We start from the raw sequence: 13863 nt of genomic DNA, 5'->3' as shown, positions 1-13863 counted from the left end.
CAAGAGACCAGGCGCCGCGTGAATCCGTTTCGGCGCGTCTTGGTCGCCGGCTCACGCGACATCGGCGGGTTCGCTCTCTGACTGTTCCCCCGACAGCATCCTCGACAACCGGCTGCCGGTTTTTTCCTTCAGCCGCTGATATTGGCCGACCTCGACGATACGGCCGTTTTCCATCGCCACCACCCAGTCGGCGAAGGCGATCATCGACGGCCGGTGCGCGATGGTCAGGATCGTCATCGTGCCGCGCAATTCGTCGATCGACCTGACGATCAGCGACTGGTTCTGCCAGTCGAGCGCGCTGGTCGCCTCGTCCAGGATGAGCAGCGACGGCTTGCGCAGCAGCGCGCGTGCGAGCGCGATGCGCTGGCGTTCGCCGCCCGAAAGCCGCACGCCGCGATCGCCGACCACCGTCTCGAGCCTGAGGTCGAGCCGTTCGACAAACTCGCCGGCGTGCGCCTGATGCAGCGCGGCCCACAGGTCGCCATCGCTGGCCCGTGGCGCGGCAAGGCGCAGGTTCGCCGCGATCGTGTCGTGCAGGAGGAACACGTCCTGCGGCACATAGGCCACCTGGTCGCGCCAGCGACGGCGATTGCTGGCATCGATCTCGACGCCGTCGACAAGCATCATGCCGGTGGTAGGCTCCAGCAGGCCAAGCAGCATATCGGCGATCGTGCTCTTGCCCGATCCGGACGGGCCGATCAGGGCGGTGACCTTGCCGGCCGGCAGGCCGAAGGTGATGCCGCTCACCACCATCTTGGCGCCAGCATCTCCGTAGGCGAAGGAGACACCGCGAATATTCAATCCCGTATTGAGGGAGAGTGTCCCGGCGTCGGCGAACTCGGTATGGCCTGGTTCGCGTTCGGCGTCGAAACGTGCCTGCAGGCTGCGCATTGCCGTAAAGGCGGGCAGGTTGATCAGCACTTGCTGGGCTTGCGTCTGCATGTCCATGAAGCGCGGCGCGATGCGCATGAAGACCAGGAGCAGGACGACGATCTCGGCCAGCGACAGGTTGAAGCGGACCAAAGCCACATAGATGAACAGGCTCAGGCCCACCACGCTCGCCACCTGGAATACCGCGGTGCCGATGGTGCTGTTGCGCACATAGTCGATGTTGTCGGCCTTCATCCTTTCAAGCGTCGACCGCAGCTGCGCGAAATAGCTGTCCTCGACATTCAGGCTCTTGGCCACCTTGATGCCGCCGAGAAATTCCGAGACCGTCCGGTACTGATCCTGGCGATTGGCGGTCAGCACACGGCCGAAGGCAGTGGCCCGTGCCCGGAAGGGCCGCAGCGCCACGAACATCAGCATGCCGATGACGACGGCAAACAGCGTCATGACCGGCGAGATGAACATGGAAACCAGGAGATAGCCAGCCAGAAGAACGGCGATCTGCACCAGCATCAGCAGTGAGAACGCCGCGCCCTGGACGCGGTCGATGTCGCCGGTCAGGGCATGATCGAGATCGGAACTGCGCATGTGGGTAAAAACGCCCCAGCGCGCCTTGCCGATGCTTTCGAACAGGTTCATGCGAACGCGGTTGACGAAATCGAACAGCAATTTGGCCATGTAGACCGACTTGAAGCGATTGAACGCCGCCTGCGCTGCAACAAGCCCGACCAGCGCGCAAAGCACGGTCGTCAGCTGCAGCGTGCCGTCAGGCACCAGCCAGCGCACGAAATCATTGTTGGGCAGCCGAACAGCGAAATCCTGGTCGGCGCGTCCGACCAGATGCAGCAGCGGGATGAGCAGCAGGATGGAGATGCCCTCGGTCAGGCTGCCGAGGATGAGGAAGAACAGCGCCGTCCATGTTCGCCGGCCGCCGATCCGGGCAATGGCGGCGCCGAATGCGGCAATTTCTCGAAACAGCGACAGGCGAAGGATTGGCTTCGACATGGTTGTGCTCACGGCCGCCGGCTGCCAGCCGACAGATCCTTTTCGATCAGCTCCACGGCTTCGCCGATCCTGTCCAGGCCCGTCGGGACTTCCAGCCGGTACACGCCGATATGGTTAGCAATCCATGAACATTGCTGAAGATGCGCCGCCGCGAAGTCGTCGGGCAGCGCCGCACGGCCGAAGCGCGTCACATAGGAGAATTTGATGATGGCCGGCAGGGCGGCAATGGCGGGCAAGGGCGTGATGTCAGCCCTTTCGCCGCGCTCGAGGACATAGATCCTGGTCGCCGGCACCTTGTCGCCTGAAAAGTCACCGTTCAGGCGATGCTGCATTTTGTCGATCGCCGGATGCACTTGCGGCCGCACTTCCGCTTCCCCGAGCGAGATCGCCGCAGCGGCGTCGGCCGCCAGCTTGATCTGCGGAAAGCCCGGAACGGTCATTGGCTCACTCGGATTGGCAAGGTCCAGCGCCACCACGTCATCGGTAAGCAGTCGATGCCCGGCCCGGATCATCGCGCTTGCCGTCGTCGACTTGCCGGCTCCCTTGTCACCCATGAAGATGGCGCTCGTGCCGGCGGCGGCGATGGCACTGGCATGCAGGACAAGCAGGCCGCGCCGGTGCAAGAGCAGCGCCATGACCGGACCGAGCAGCGGAAACGCGAGCAGCGCATCGTCGACGCCGGGCGCCGGTTCTATGTCGATACGGCTGAAATCGGTGATCAGGAACGCGCCCACGGCATGCCAAGCCAGATATTGCCGGTCCGGCTCGAAGCGAAAGTCGGCCGCGGCTTCGAGCGCCGGCTTTGGCAGGTCGATCGCGCCGACAGCGATCACGAGATCCGCCGCCCCCGGCGGCGCCGGCTGCAGTTCGGGCAACATCACCTCCGACGCGATGGTCAGACCATAGGCGCGGTAGAAGCGGCGTTTTCGCATGGCCCGGCCATGTGAACAGGCATCATCATTGTATAGAGCGAGCGGCTCGTTGCGCGGCATCACGTGGGGCTCCCGCCGTGCTGGAGTTGCCGCAGCCAGAGCGACAGCGAGGCCGAGCGCCAGACATACTGGACATCCAGGGGGGCTGCCTGATCGGGCTGGCGCAGCAGTCGCGCATAGGCAGCACTCACTTGCGGCAGATTGACATAAGGCGCGATGCGGTTCGCATCCGAGACCAGCAGCTGTTCCAGGAGGTCGCGATGGTTGCGCAGCATGCCGTTGACGAGATTGGCGGTGAAGTCGATCTTGTCGCGCCGCCACTGCACCGCCTCCGGCAATACGCCTTGCATGGCGCGACGCAGCACATAGCGACCAAAGCCGTGGCTCAGCTTCTCCTCGCCCGGCAACGCCAGGCAGAACTCGACCAGCGGCTTATCCCAGAATGGGTATCGCGGCTCGACGCCGAAATTGGCGGCGGCCTTGTCGAGAACCTCGAAAGCATGCGGGACATAGCCGTTCGACAGGATCCAGCGATGGCTCAAGGCGTCGCTGGCCTGAACGCCGGGCGGCATATAGCCGGCCCGGTGAAACCGGTCGACAAGCTCGGTGCGCTTGGCAAGGTCCGGATTGATCAGGTCGCGCCAGCTTCGTGCGCGCTGCACGTGCGCGGGCTTGCGGATCCTGTTCAGGGCACGGTTGGCCAGATGCCTCAGCTTGGCGATGCGCCAGGCCGGCCCGTAGAGGGTCAGGAACTGGAGATAAAGGCCAAGCGTGCTGTCGCCATAGGTATTGGAGGCGCTGCGGACCTCGCGCCACAGATCCATCCATCGGCCGCCATTCGCAAGCTCGTGCAGGTGACCATGGCCTTGGGAAACGACCTCGTCGCCGCCATGGCCGTCCAGCAGCACCTTGATGCCCTTGGCGCCGGCAGTCCGGTAGATACCGCGGGTGAGCGTCAGGCCCGGCGCCAGGAACGTTCCTTCCTGTTCTTCCAGCACGCGTTCGAATTCGGCGAATGGGGCATAGTTGCCGACCGGGATCAGCGTCGCGTCGACCTTCTGCTGGTCGAGAACGGCATCGATGAAGGGCCGCTCGTCCATCGGCGAGCCCCTCTCGAAAATCAGCGAGAAGGTCGGCAGCTTCGGCCTGCGCGCAGCGGCATTCTGCAGGCCGGCGACACAGGCGATAGATGAGGAATCGAGGCCGCCGCTCAGCATTGCGCCGACTGCCGAGGTCCCTCGCATGCGGTTGCGCACCGATTGCGAGAACAGATGGGCGAATTCCTCCGATGCATCCGACCGCAAGGGCCGCGCCGACGGCTCGATCTGCCAGTATCGGCGCAGCACCACCTGTTGCGCGGTGACGGTTACGCTGTGGCGGGCCGGCAGGCTGAATATATCGCTGTAGGGGGTCGACTGCGGGTCGTCGGGAAGCCCGGCCAGGAAGCCGGAGATCTGGCGCTCGCTGACACGTGCGCGGATACCTTCGACCTCCAGGATCGGCCCGATCTCGGACGCAAAGGCAAAACGCTGGTCCGCCGCGTGGTAGTAGAACGGCTTGACGCCAAAATGATCGCGCGCGCAAAACAGCGATTGCCGCTCGTCATCCCAGATGGCGAACGCGAAATCGCCTTGCAGATGCTCCGGACAAGCTTCGCCCCAGCGTAGATAGGCCCGCATCAGCACGATCGCGTCGGCCACCGACTGGTCGCGGATACCGAGCCTGGCCAGCAACTCGTCACGGTTGTCCAGCCGGCAATCGGCGGTGATGGCGAGCCGGCCGCCAGCCATCGTCAAAGGGCCTGGACCGACCTCATCCGATGTGTTGAGCCAGGCGTGGCCAAGGGCGATGCTGGTGTCCAGCCACCATGAACCGCCGTCGGGACCGCGATGGCGCATGCGCGCCAGCATTTGCTGAATGTCTGCCGCCGCGACCGCTGGTGCGTGTGCTCCGCGCAGCAGGATTCCGGCGACGCCGCTCATCGGCTGCCGTGGTCGACGAGATGGGCGAAGCCGTCGATCGATCCGCCAAGCACGATATGGTTGTCGCTGACCAGCCAGGCATGTGCTTTCAACTGCTCGCCCGTACCACGTTCGATGCCGATGCGTATCGTCGATTCATTGCCTTGGCGGGCGAGAATATACTGGCCGGAGAGCGCTTGGGTCAGGCACGTAGCGTAAGGGACGAAACGGGCCGCGGCGGCAACACCCCAGGCGACACGCCGCAGTTCGCCCATCGAGGCGCACTGCCGCGCGTCGAGCCGCGTCACCAGGCTGCGTACACGATTGTAGGACAGCAGGGTCAGCCCCAGCCGAACTGTCGCCACCACCAGCAGGCAATGGCCAAGGAAGATCATTTCCGAGCCGCTCAGGGAGAAAATCCTGACCAGCCCGTGCCGGCTTCCGCCGCGCTTCGACTGCTTGAGGCCTGTTTCCCTCGCGGGTTCCTGCCGTAAAGCCGTTGCCCGCGAAACCAGGGCCCGCGAAACCAGGGCCCGCGAAACCAGGGCCCGCGAAACCAGGGCCCGCGAAACTATGGCCTGCCAAACCAGCGCCTTGTGCTGGGTCGGCTTAGACAAGTGCCTCATGATGCCGTCTCGCAAGCCCATTTTCGGCCAGGCCCTTCAGCAATGCGTCGACATCGGCCTGGCAGCGCACCGGGTCGACATTATAGCGCGCAAGAACGGCGCTGCGGATGTCCCCGAGCGACCGGGGCTCCTGGATCAAATCCCAGATGAAGGCGCCGACGCCATTCAGGCTGTAGTAGACATTGGATTTGAGATTGAGCAGAGCCAAGCCATCGCCGAACTCGCAAGCCACGGCATCCTTGGTCGCACTCACGCTATCGTGGTCGGCCAGATCATGGTCGGATTGCTTCCAGTTCATCCCCGCACCTCACTGACAAAACGCTTCGACATCTCCGGTTGGCGCAGGAGAAGTCGGGAGGCTGGCCCCCCGACCCTCTTACGTCTGCTTTTGAATCCAGAGTCCCGAAATGTCACTCTGGAAACGGCTATAAGTCTCAGGAGAACGTCAGGTCGCCGATCGGCGTGTGCGCGGGGAACGATGCGTCGATCGCCGTGTTGCCGCCGCCACCCTGGGTGATGGTCTCAATCGAACCATGAACCGTCAGGCTTGGTGTCTCGTATTCATGCTTTTCAACATTCTGTTCCATTTTACTCTCCGATTTAGGACTGGAAACGGCCTGTCGAGTGCCGTCAGCACTTTTATGCTGCAATGCAATAGCTGCACGGCAGCATTTATGAGTCAAGACTGTTTTACCTTCCGTTAATCAATTACGTTGCTGGCGTCAGGACATGAGCGGCCATGCCTAAAACTTGTCACTTTTTAGCCGATTCCTTGGGCACGATGGCAGCGCCCGCGCTGATTCTTTAAGCATGTGATTTTGCTTGCATAAGTCGTTTGCTTTGTGCCTATTTTTAGGCGTCGCTAATGGAAAGAATTTTCTGTTTGGAAAATTCGGCCGGGGATCGGCAAAAGACCTGACAAGGACATTTCAGCCGCGGTTCTCACTTCTTTCCGACGCGATCTCGATAGGCGCTCGGTTGCAAAAATTCGCACTGCAAAAGGAAAGGCTTTACGGCACCGAGGTTTTTGGTGATGTTTGCTTCGCACATGCAGCATAAGTGTCTCGCGCAAACCGCTTTCTTTGGAGATTGTGCGCTAAATGGCATTGCCTGACGGCTCATACGAACGATTGCGCGCCGCCGGCTGTGCCGACGAGGTGGCCTACGTGCAGGCCTGCCTGCGATTCTATTTTGCCGGGCCGCACGCCGGCGCGGGCGACATTTCGATGCGTGATCTGGACGGTGCCAAAATTGCCGACATCGCCAGGCTGAACAAGGTCGCCACCTTTGTCCTCAAGGCCCTTTCGCGCGCACCCGCGCTTGAGAGGCCGCCTGAGCTTTTCCGATGGCTCGACACCTACCGCAGGAGAACGGTTTCGATGAACGCGTCCTGCATCATGGATTCCATGGCGGTCCATGATGTGCTGCGCGCCAGCGAGATCGATTTTGTTTTTCTGAAGGGTCCGTTCCAGCAGCAGCTTCTCTACGACGACCACTTCATGAAGCCGTCCGGCGATGTCGACATTCTGGTTTCGCCGCTCGGATTTGTCAGGGCGCGTGATGCCCTTCGCAAGATCGGTTATGAGGTATCAGGCAAGTCGAACTCCGTCTGGTGGGTCCGCTTCCTCGGCGAACAGCACATGACCCGGGACGACGGGCCGAGGTCGTCCACGGTAGATCTCCACTACCGCCTCCAGCAGCCCGGCTCGCCAAGCCCGCGCGACGCGGACGGGTTCCTGCGGCGCAAACGACAGGTCGAAATCGCCGGTGCGACGGTGCCGTTCACCTCGGTTGCCGATACTTTGCTTTTGTCCTGCATCAGCGTTGCCAAGGCACTTTTCAACCGGGAACCTTGCGCGGGCTACGTCTGTGATATCAGCGCCAGCGCCGGCCGACTCGACGAGGCGGATCAGCAGCGTTTGCTCGATGCCGCAACCGTGCAAGGTTTGGACGACACGCTGCTGCTTGGCCTGCGCGCCGCCGATGTGCTACTCGGCGGTGCTGGCACGCTGCTGTCGCAGCGCGCGACCAGGATCCTGTCGCGCATCGGCAATGAGGATCTGCTCAGCATGGTCATCGCGCCGTGGCTGCCGTCGCTGCGGTGGCCACAGCGGCGAACGGTGCTGTGGGAACTGTGCGGCCGCGCGCCGGTCCGCTATCTGGCCGAAGCCGGCTGGGCGGCGTCCGCCGATATCAGCCGCCGTATCTTCGAGCGGCCGGGGAGTCGCTGAATGAAGGCAAATCGGGTGCTGATGGCAATTCTGTAGGGCATCGAAGGAGTACGGGGCGAGGGCAAATCGATATTACCTGTACGAGAGGCAAATCCATGTCGATGACGAAATCCGAGGTCTGCGTGATCATCGCGGCAAAAAACGCCGCAGCGACAATCGCCGTCGCCATCGCATCCGCGTTGCGCGAACCGGAAGTGGCGGAGGTCGTCGTTGTCGATGATGCCTCCACCGACCACACCGCCGATGTCGCACGATCCGCCGATGATGGCAGCGGGCGGCTCTCCGTGATGCGCCTCGATGTCAATCGCGGCCCCTCCTTTGCCCGCAACGCAGCCATCGCCGGCTCGAAATCGCCGTTCATCAGCATTCTTGATGCCGACGATTTCTTCCTCGAAGGCCGGTTTCGCAACCTGTTTGCCGGCGCCGATTGGGATTTCGCAGCCGACAACATCATGCTGATCAGGGATGATGCGACGGGCGACGCGACGAAAATCGTCGCGCCGCAATTTGCCGCCGATCCGGAATTCCTCGATTTCGAGCGCTTCGTCGAAGGCAACATCTCCAGGCGCCGCGTGCAGAGGGGCGAACTGGGCTTTTTGAAGCCGGTGATCAGCCGTGCCTTCCTCGACCGCCACGGGTTGAGCTACGACGAGAGCCTGCGGCTGGGCGAGGACTATGAACTCTACGCCCGCGCGGTCGCATGCGGGGCACGGTTCAAGGTCATTCGCTCCTGCGGCTACGGCGCCGTCGTCCGCGCCGATTCTCTGAGCGGCCGCCACAAGACCCAGGACCTGAAGCGTTTGGCCGATGCGGATCTGGCGCTGCTGGCGATAGACAGTCTGCCAGAAGGCTCGAAGGCGGTGCTAAGGCGGCATGAACGGCACGTGCGCGACAAATATCGGCTGCGCAATTTCCTTGACGTCAAGGCTGAGCGGGGGCTGGCATCGGCTGCGGCTTACGCTTTCGCCAGCCTGTCCAACCTCGTCCCCATCGTCCAGGGCGTGGCTTCCGACAAGCTCGAGGCGCTGTTTCGTCGCGTCGGCCTTATGTCCAGCCAAAAACATGTCCCGCCGCGGCGTTTTCTGATGGCCGGAACCAGCATGGGCAAGGAACGCTGAGAGCGGACCCCGGTGCTTGCAATTTGTCCTCGCGGCACGTCATCACGGAAACCATTTCGGCCGGATTTATGAGTTTACGAATTGGGTGGTTGCCTCGCGGCTCCGACGATGGCAGTCTATGTTGCGGTGCAGCATAGTGGACGACCAGCCGAACTGGCCCCCGATCGGATTGGTCTGATGTCTCTCCGGAGCAGGACAACGCAACACGAGTTTTTGAGCCCCGGCTGCGGGGATCGGCCAGAAGCCCGGCCCACAAGCCGGCGATGACAGGAACTGAGTCCATGGCCTCGATATTCGGTTTCAGATCAAGGGATCCGGCCCGCGACCGGCAGGCCGATGTTTCACGTCTTGATCGTCTGGCAAAGCTGTTCGAGCAGATTGCGGCCGAGATCGAGGCCGAGAGAACCGGGCTTGAGAATCGCTACCGGACAACGTCGACCAACGCCGCCTTCCTGGTCGAAGCCATGGAAAACGGCTCAGCTTCCGACAAGCGGTCTTCGGAAGTCAGCGCACTGACACAGTCGATCCTGAATTGCGAACGCCGCATCGCGGCGCTGTCGCGCCAGGACGGCATGATGAAAGAGCTCCGTCATTCGCTGGATATGGTCTTCGACGAGAATGCCGATTCGGCCACCTCGGCGGAATTCGCCTGGCCGGCAGGCGCAGGCAGAGGTTGAACGTGAAGGCTCGGAACTGTTGCAACAGATTTGATGCAGGGCGGGAAGCAATCGAGAGGGTCACAAGGGAGGTCAAGGTTGGCCCGTTCAGGAGCGGTTCGAACGTCGACTTTGGGTTGGGGACACACAGCGCAAAGGTGAGTTTGGTATGAATTCGAATCCGAAACCTACGACAGCAATTGACGCACCGTCTCTCTCATATCGGGCCGGGCAAGCCGCCCGGCGGCGGCTGGGGTCGCTCGGTGCCTTGCTGCTGGCTGCTCTCGCTGGTTTCCTGGCAACCCCTTCCTACGCCCAGGACATTCCGACATCGCCGTCCTTCGTCGATGATTTCAAAAGCTTCGATCGTGCGCGCTGGTATGTTTCCGACGGCTGGAACAACGGCAGCCATCAGAATTGCACCTGGTCGAAAGGCATGGTCGAACTGTCGAATAATGTGCTGTCGCTCGGCTTCGAAAAGCAGACGCTGAAGGATCGCGACTACGTCTGCGGCGAGATCCAGACCAAGCAGCGCTTCGGCTACGGCACCTATGAGGCACGGCTGAAGACCGATACCGGCTCCGGCCTCAACGCGGCGTTCTTCACCTATATCGGTCCCAGCGACAAGCAGCCCTGGGACGAGATCGACTTCGAGGTCCTGACCAAGGACACCTCCAAGGTGCAGGTCAATGCCTATATCGCGGGCAAGGGCAAGAACGAGAAGCTCGTCGACGTGCCGGGCGGCACGGAGAACGCCTTCAACGACTACGCCTTCGTCTGGCAGAAGGACAGCTTGCGATGGTACGTCAACGGCCAGCTGGTAAACACGATTACCGACCCGGCGAAGCTGCCCAGCCATGCACAGAAGATATTCTTCAGCTTTTGGGGCAGCGATACGATGAAGGGTTGGATGGGAGCGTTCGCGGATCCGGGCCGCAAGCTTTCCCTGCAGATCGAGCGGGTTGCCTTCACGGCGCTCGGCGAACCCTGTCAATTTCCGGAATCGCTGGCATGCAGTGTAAAGTAGTTGGGAAAGTCGATTTGAACCGGCGGGACCGAAAACGGTCCGCTGCCTTGCATGGGAATGAAACCGAATGAATTTGACGGTGTTTGGAATTGGCTATGTCGGCCTCGTGCAGGCTGCGGTCCTTGCCGAAGTCGGGCACCAGGTCGTGTGCGTCGACATCGACGCCGCCAAGGTCGAGCGGCTCAACCAGGGCCTGGTTCCCATTTTCGAACCCGGTTTGGAAAACCTCGTTAAGGAAAACCATGCTGCCGGCCGCATCAAGTTCACCACCGATGCCGCCGCCGCGGTCAGGCATGGCGAGATCCAGATGATCGCGGTCGGCACGCCGCCGGGCGAGGACGGCTCGGCCGACCTCAAATATGTGCTGGCCGTCGCCGAGACCATCGGCCGCGAAATGGACAAACCCAAGATCGTCGTCGGCAAGTCTACGGTGCCGGTCGGCACCTGCGAAAAGGTGAAAGCTAGGATCGCCGACACGTTGAAGAAAAGAGGCCGCGAGGACCTGGCTTTCGATGTCGCTTCGAATCCCGAGTTCCTCAAGGAGGGGTCCGCGGTCGCCGACTGCATGAAGCCGGACCGCATCATCGTCGGCACCGACAGCGAGGACACCGAGGCTGTGATGCGCGAACTCTACGCGCCGTTCAACCGCAACCACGAGAAGATGATCGTGATGGACGTGCGCAGCGCCGAATTCACCAAATATGCCGCCAACTGCATGCTGGCGACCAAGATCAGCTTCATGAACGAGATGGCCAATTTGGCCGAACAGCTCGGCGCCGACATCGAGGAGGTCCGCAAGGGCATCGGCAGCGATCCCCGCATCGGCTACCATTTCATCTATCCGGGTCTGGGTTATGGCGGCTCGTGCTTCCCCAAGGACGTGCGGGCGCTGATCAAGACCGCCGAAGGCGTCAAGTTCGACGCCAAGCTGCTGCGCGCCGTCGAGGAGCGCAACAACGCACAGAAATCGGTTCTCTTCGACAAGGTGGACCGCTATTTCAAGGGCAACCTCAAAGGCAAGACCTTTGCGCTCTGGGGCCTGGCCTTCAAGCCCAACACCGACGACATGCGTGAGGCGCCGGCGCGCGTCCTGATGGAAGCGCTCTGGAAGGCCGGCGCCAATGTGCAGGCCTATGATCCCGAGGCGATGCAGGAATGCCAGTCCATCTACGGGCTGCGCGACGACCTGCTTCTGTGCGGCACCAAGGAGGCGGCGCTGCGCGGCGCCGATGCGCTGCTGATCGCCACGGAATGGAAGAGCTTCCGTGCGCCCTCCTTCGATGCGGTAAAGGATGCGCTGATTACGCCGGTCATCTTCGACGGCCGCAACCTCTATGACCCCAAGGTCATCGCCCGCCACGGCATCGAATATCACTCGATCGGCAGAATGGCGGCATGAGACCAGGTCCTGGCAGACGGATGCAAGACCGGTCCGCACATGGCCTGCGGGCGCTGGGACTGAGCGCGTATTTCTGTGTGGAGTTGTAGCCGATGGTGCTGGACGTAAAGCCGGGGCAAATCACCAAGGACCATTTCGATCTCGTTGCGATCGGCTCCGGCTTCGGTTCGGCCTTCTTCCTGCATGAGTTCGCCAAGCGCCGAAAGGCGCGCATTCTGGTGCTGGAGTGGGGACGCCACAACACCCATGAATGGCAGCTCGAGCAGAACGTCAACACCGACATCGAAGACGAGACGACCTACAAGACCAATTCCAACAAGCCGTGGAACTACACGATCGGACTGGGTGGCGGGACGAACTGCTGGTTCGCGCAGACGCCAAGATTTCATCCCAATGATTTCCGGCTGAAAAGCACCTACGGCATCGGCAATGACTGGCCGATCAGCTATGACGACGTCGAGCCGTTCTATTGCGACGCGGAAGACATCATGTCGATCTCCGGCGATCCCGACATGGCGGCGATGCTGCCCCGCTCGAAGCCGTTTCCGCAACCGCCGCATCGCATGTCGACACCGGACAGGATGATGAAGGCGGCGCAGCCCGGCCAGCACTTCGTCATGCCAACCGCGCGGGCGCGGCTGCCGACATCGCAACGCACCTCGTGCTGTGCCAATCTGCGTTGCTGGCTGTGTCCGGTCGACGCCAAATTCACCGTCAACAACGGCTTGATGCACGTCTTCGAGCATCCCGACGTTTCGGTCTGCCTCGGTGCGGAAGTGCGCCGGCTCGATCACGTCGGCGGCGCTGTCCGTTCGGTCACGTTCAGCCATGACGGCAAGGAATACCAGGTCAGCGGCGATCTCTTCATTCTCGGCGCCAATGCCATCCAGAGCGCGGCGATCATGCTGCGATCCGGCCTGGGCGGCGAATTTGTCGGCAGCGGCCTGCACGAATCCTACGGCTGGAATTTCGAGGTCTATCTCGACGGCGTCGACAATTTCGACGGCAGCACCATCACAACAGGCCTGAATTTCGGCCTCTATGATGGTCCTCACCGATCGGAGCATGCGGCGGCACTGGTCTATTTCGAGAACCGCTGGCAGCACGGACTGCGTGCCGAAAAAGGGCGGCTACGCCAGGCGCTGCCGCTTGTCGTGGTCACCGAGGACTTGCTCGATCCCGAGAACTTCGTCACGCTGGACGAGGATGAGAATGCCTTCGTCAGCTTCAAGGCGCCATCGGACTATGCGGTGAAGGGCATGGCGCGCGCTCTGGAGAAATTGCCTGGCCTTCTGGCGCCGCTGCCGGTCGAAAAGCTCTTCGATCGCGGCATCCGGCCGACCGAATCGCACGTCCAGGGCACGCTGAGGATGGGTACGGGCCCAGCCGATTCGGTCATCGACAGCGGCATGATCCACCACCAGCTCAGAAATCTGGTCGTCGTCGGCACCAGCACCTATCCGAGCTGCTCCTGCGCCAACCCGAGCCTGACCGCGGCAGCGCTGTCCTTGCGGGCGGCGAGCCGGATCGCGTGAAAGGAGGTATCGCATGATCGAGATTTCCAGACGCTCGGCCCTGGCCGTCATGGCTGGCGGAGTGGTTTCGACAGGGGTCGCCTACGCCGCCGTTTCCTCGTTCTCGGACGAGGATCTGGTGCGCGTCACGCTGGAAAAATACCTTGGCAAGTTGAACATCCGCATAGAGCATCTGCAGCAGTTCGTGCTGGCGTTCCGCGACAGGAATCCATGGAACTTTCCGAGCGAAAAACTGAGTGACGCCGTCACCTTGGTGGAGGAGCTCAAACTGGGGGCCGCGCGCCGCTTGCTGCCCCAGCGGAAGCGGGAAGATCTGCTGCATTTCGACCGCTGGGTCGTCGCCGAATTCCATATGCTGACGGACTACGCCTGGCGCAGTTCGCCCAACGACCCGATCCGATTTACCGGCTGGCAATCCTGTACCAATCCCTTCGCCAATCTGGAGCCGCCGAAACTTGCCTGACGTCGAAAAGAGAGGCGGCGGA

At 62.0% G+C, this 13863-nt stretch carries 13 protein-coding genes; 7 read left to right on the top strand and 6 right to left on the bottom strand.

The features are described from left to right. Positions 1-51: 51 nt before the first annotated feature. From NKJ00_RS12005 to NKJ00_RS11980, 6 genes are all read right to left on the bottom strand, one after another. Entirely contained in the window at positions 52-1893 is a 1842-nt protein-coding gene (locus NKJ00_RS12005; protein WP_352612486.1) for an ABC transporter ATP-binding protein, read from the bottom strand. An 8-nt stretch (positions 1894-1901) separates the two neighbouring features. Then, positions 1902-2888 (bottom strand): phosphoenolpyruvate carboxykinase (ATP), encoded by a 987-nt coding sequence (locus NKJ00_RS12000; protein WP_023811584.1) that lies wholly within the window; start codon positions 2886-2888, stop codon positions 1902-1904. Then, positions 2885-4807, bottom strand: coding sequence for a lasso peptide isopeptide bond-forming cyclase (locus tag NKJ00_RS11995; protein ID WP_352612488.1), 1923 nt, complete (start codon positions 4805-4807; stop codon positions 2885-2887). Before NKJ00_RS11995 ends, NKJ00_RS12000 begins: the two co-directional genes overlap by 4 nt. Continuing rightward, the gene (locus NKJ00_RS11990) at positions 4804-5412 is read right to left on the bottom strand and encodes a lasso peptide biosynthesis B2 protein (protein WP_352629834.1); all 609 of its coding nucleotides are present in this window, start codon (positions 5410-5412) and stop codon (positions 4804-4806) included. Before NKJ00_RS11990 ends, NKJ00_RS11995 begins: the two co-directional genes overlap by 4 nt. Beyond that, a complete protein-coding gene (locus tag NKJ00_RS11985) occupies positions 5396-5710 on the bottom strand; it encodes a PqqD family protein (RefSeq protein ID WP_023811587.1) in 315 nt (104 codons plus the stop codon). Before NKJ00_RS11985 ends, NKJ00_RS11990 begins: the two co-directional genes overlap by 17 nt. Before the next feature lie 136 nt (positions 5711-5846). Next, the gene (locus NKJ00_RS11980; RefSeq protein ID WP_013891488.1) at positions 5847-5999 is read right to left on the bottom strand and encodes a lasso peptide; all 153 of its coding nucleotides are present in this window, start codon (positions 5997-5999) and stop codon (positions 5847-5849) included. A 513-nt stretch (positions 6000-6512) separates the two neighbouring features. Between NKJ00_RS11980 and NKJ00_RS11975 the strand changes: the two genes are divergently transcribed. From NKJ00_RS11975 to NKJ00_RS11945, 7 genes are all read left to right on the top strand, one after another. Next, positions 6513-7643, top strand: a complete 1131-nt coding sequence (locus NKJ00_RS11975) for a nucleotidyltransferase family protein (RefSeq protein ID WP_352612492.1) — start codon at positions 6513-6515, stop codon at positions 7641-7643. Positions 7644-7738: 95 nt separating this feature from the next. Next, the gene (locus NKJ00_RS11970) at positions 7739-8761 is read left to right on the top strand and encodes a glycosyltransferase family 2 protein (protein ID WP_023811589.1); all 1023 of its coding nucleotides are present in this window, start codon (positions 7739-7741) and stop codon (positions 8759-8761) included. Between the two features lie 281 nt (positions 8762-9042). Beyond that, positions 9043-9438, top strand: a complete 396-nt coding sequence (locus NKJ00_RS11965) for a single stranded DNA-binding domain-containing protein (RefSeq protein WP_023811590.1) — start codon at positions 9043-9045, stop codon at positions 9436-9438. Between the two features lie 148 nt (positions 9439-9586). Next, positions 9587-10444, top strand: coding sequence for an endo-1,3-1,4-beta-glycanase ExoK (gene exoK, locus NKJ00_RS11960; protein WP_352439757.1), 858 nt, complete (start codon positions 9587-9589; stop codon positions 10442-10444). Positions 10445-10511: 67 nt separating this feature from the next. Continuing rightward, the gene (locus tag NKJ00_RS11955) at positions 10512-11843 is read left to right on the top strand and encodes a UDP-glucose dehydrogenase family protein (RefSeq protein WP_352439756.1); all 1332 of its coding nucleotides are present in this window, start codon (positions 10512-10514) and stop codon (positions 11841-11843) included. A 92-nt stretch (positions 11844-11935) separates the two neighbouring features. After that, complete coding sequence (locus tag NKJ00_RS11950; RefSeq protein ID WP_352439755.1) at positions 11936-13378, top strand: GMC oxidoreductase; 1443 nt, start codon at positions 11936-11938, stop codon at positions 13376-13378. A 13-nt stretch (positions 13379-13391) separates the two neighbouring features. Then, the gene (locus NKJ00_RS11945; protein ID WP_023811594.1) at positions 13392-13841 is read left to right on the top strand and encodes a hypothetical protein; all 450 of its coding nucleotides are present in this window, start codon (positions 13392-13394) and stop codon (positions 13839-13841) included. The last annotated feature ends 22 nt before the right edge of the window (positions 13842-13863 follow it).

The organism is Mesorhizobium sp. M0227 (assembly GCF_040321855.1).
Lineage (GTDB): Bacteria > Pseudomonadota > Alphaproteobacteria > Rhizobiales > Rhizobiaceae > Mesorhizobium.
This window is presented reverse-complemented; position numbering and strand designations above follow the sequence as displayed.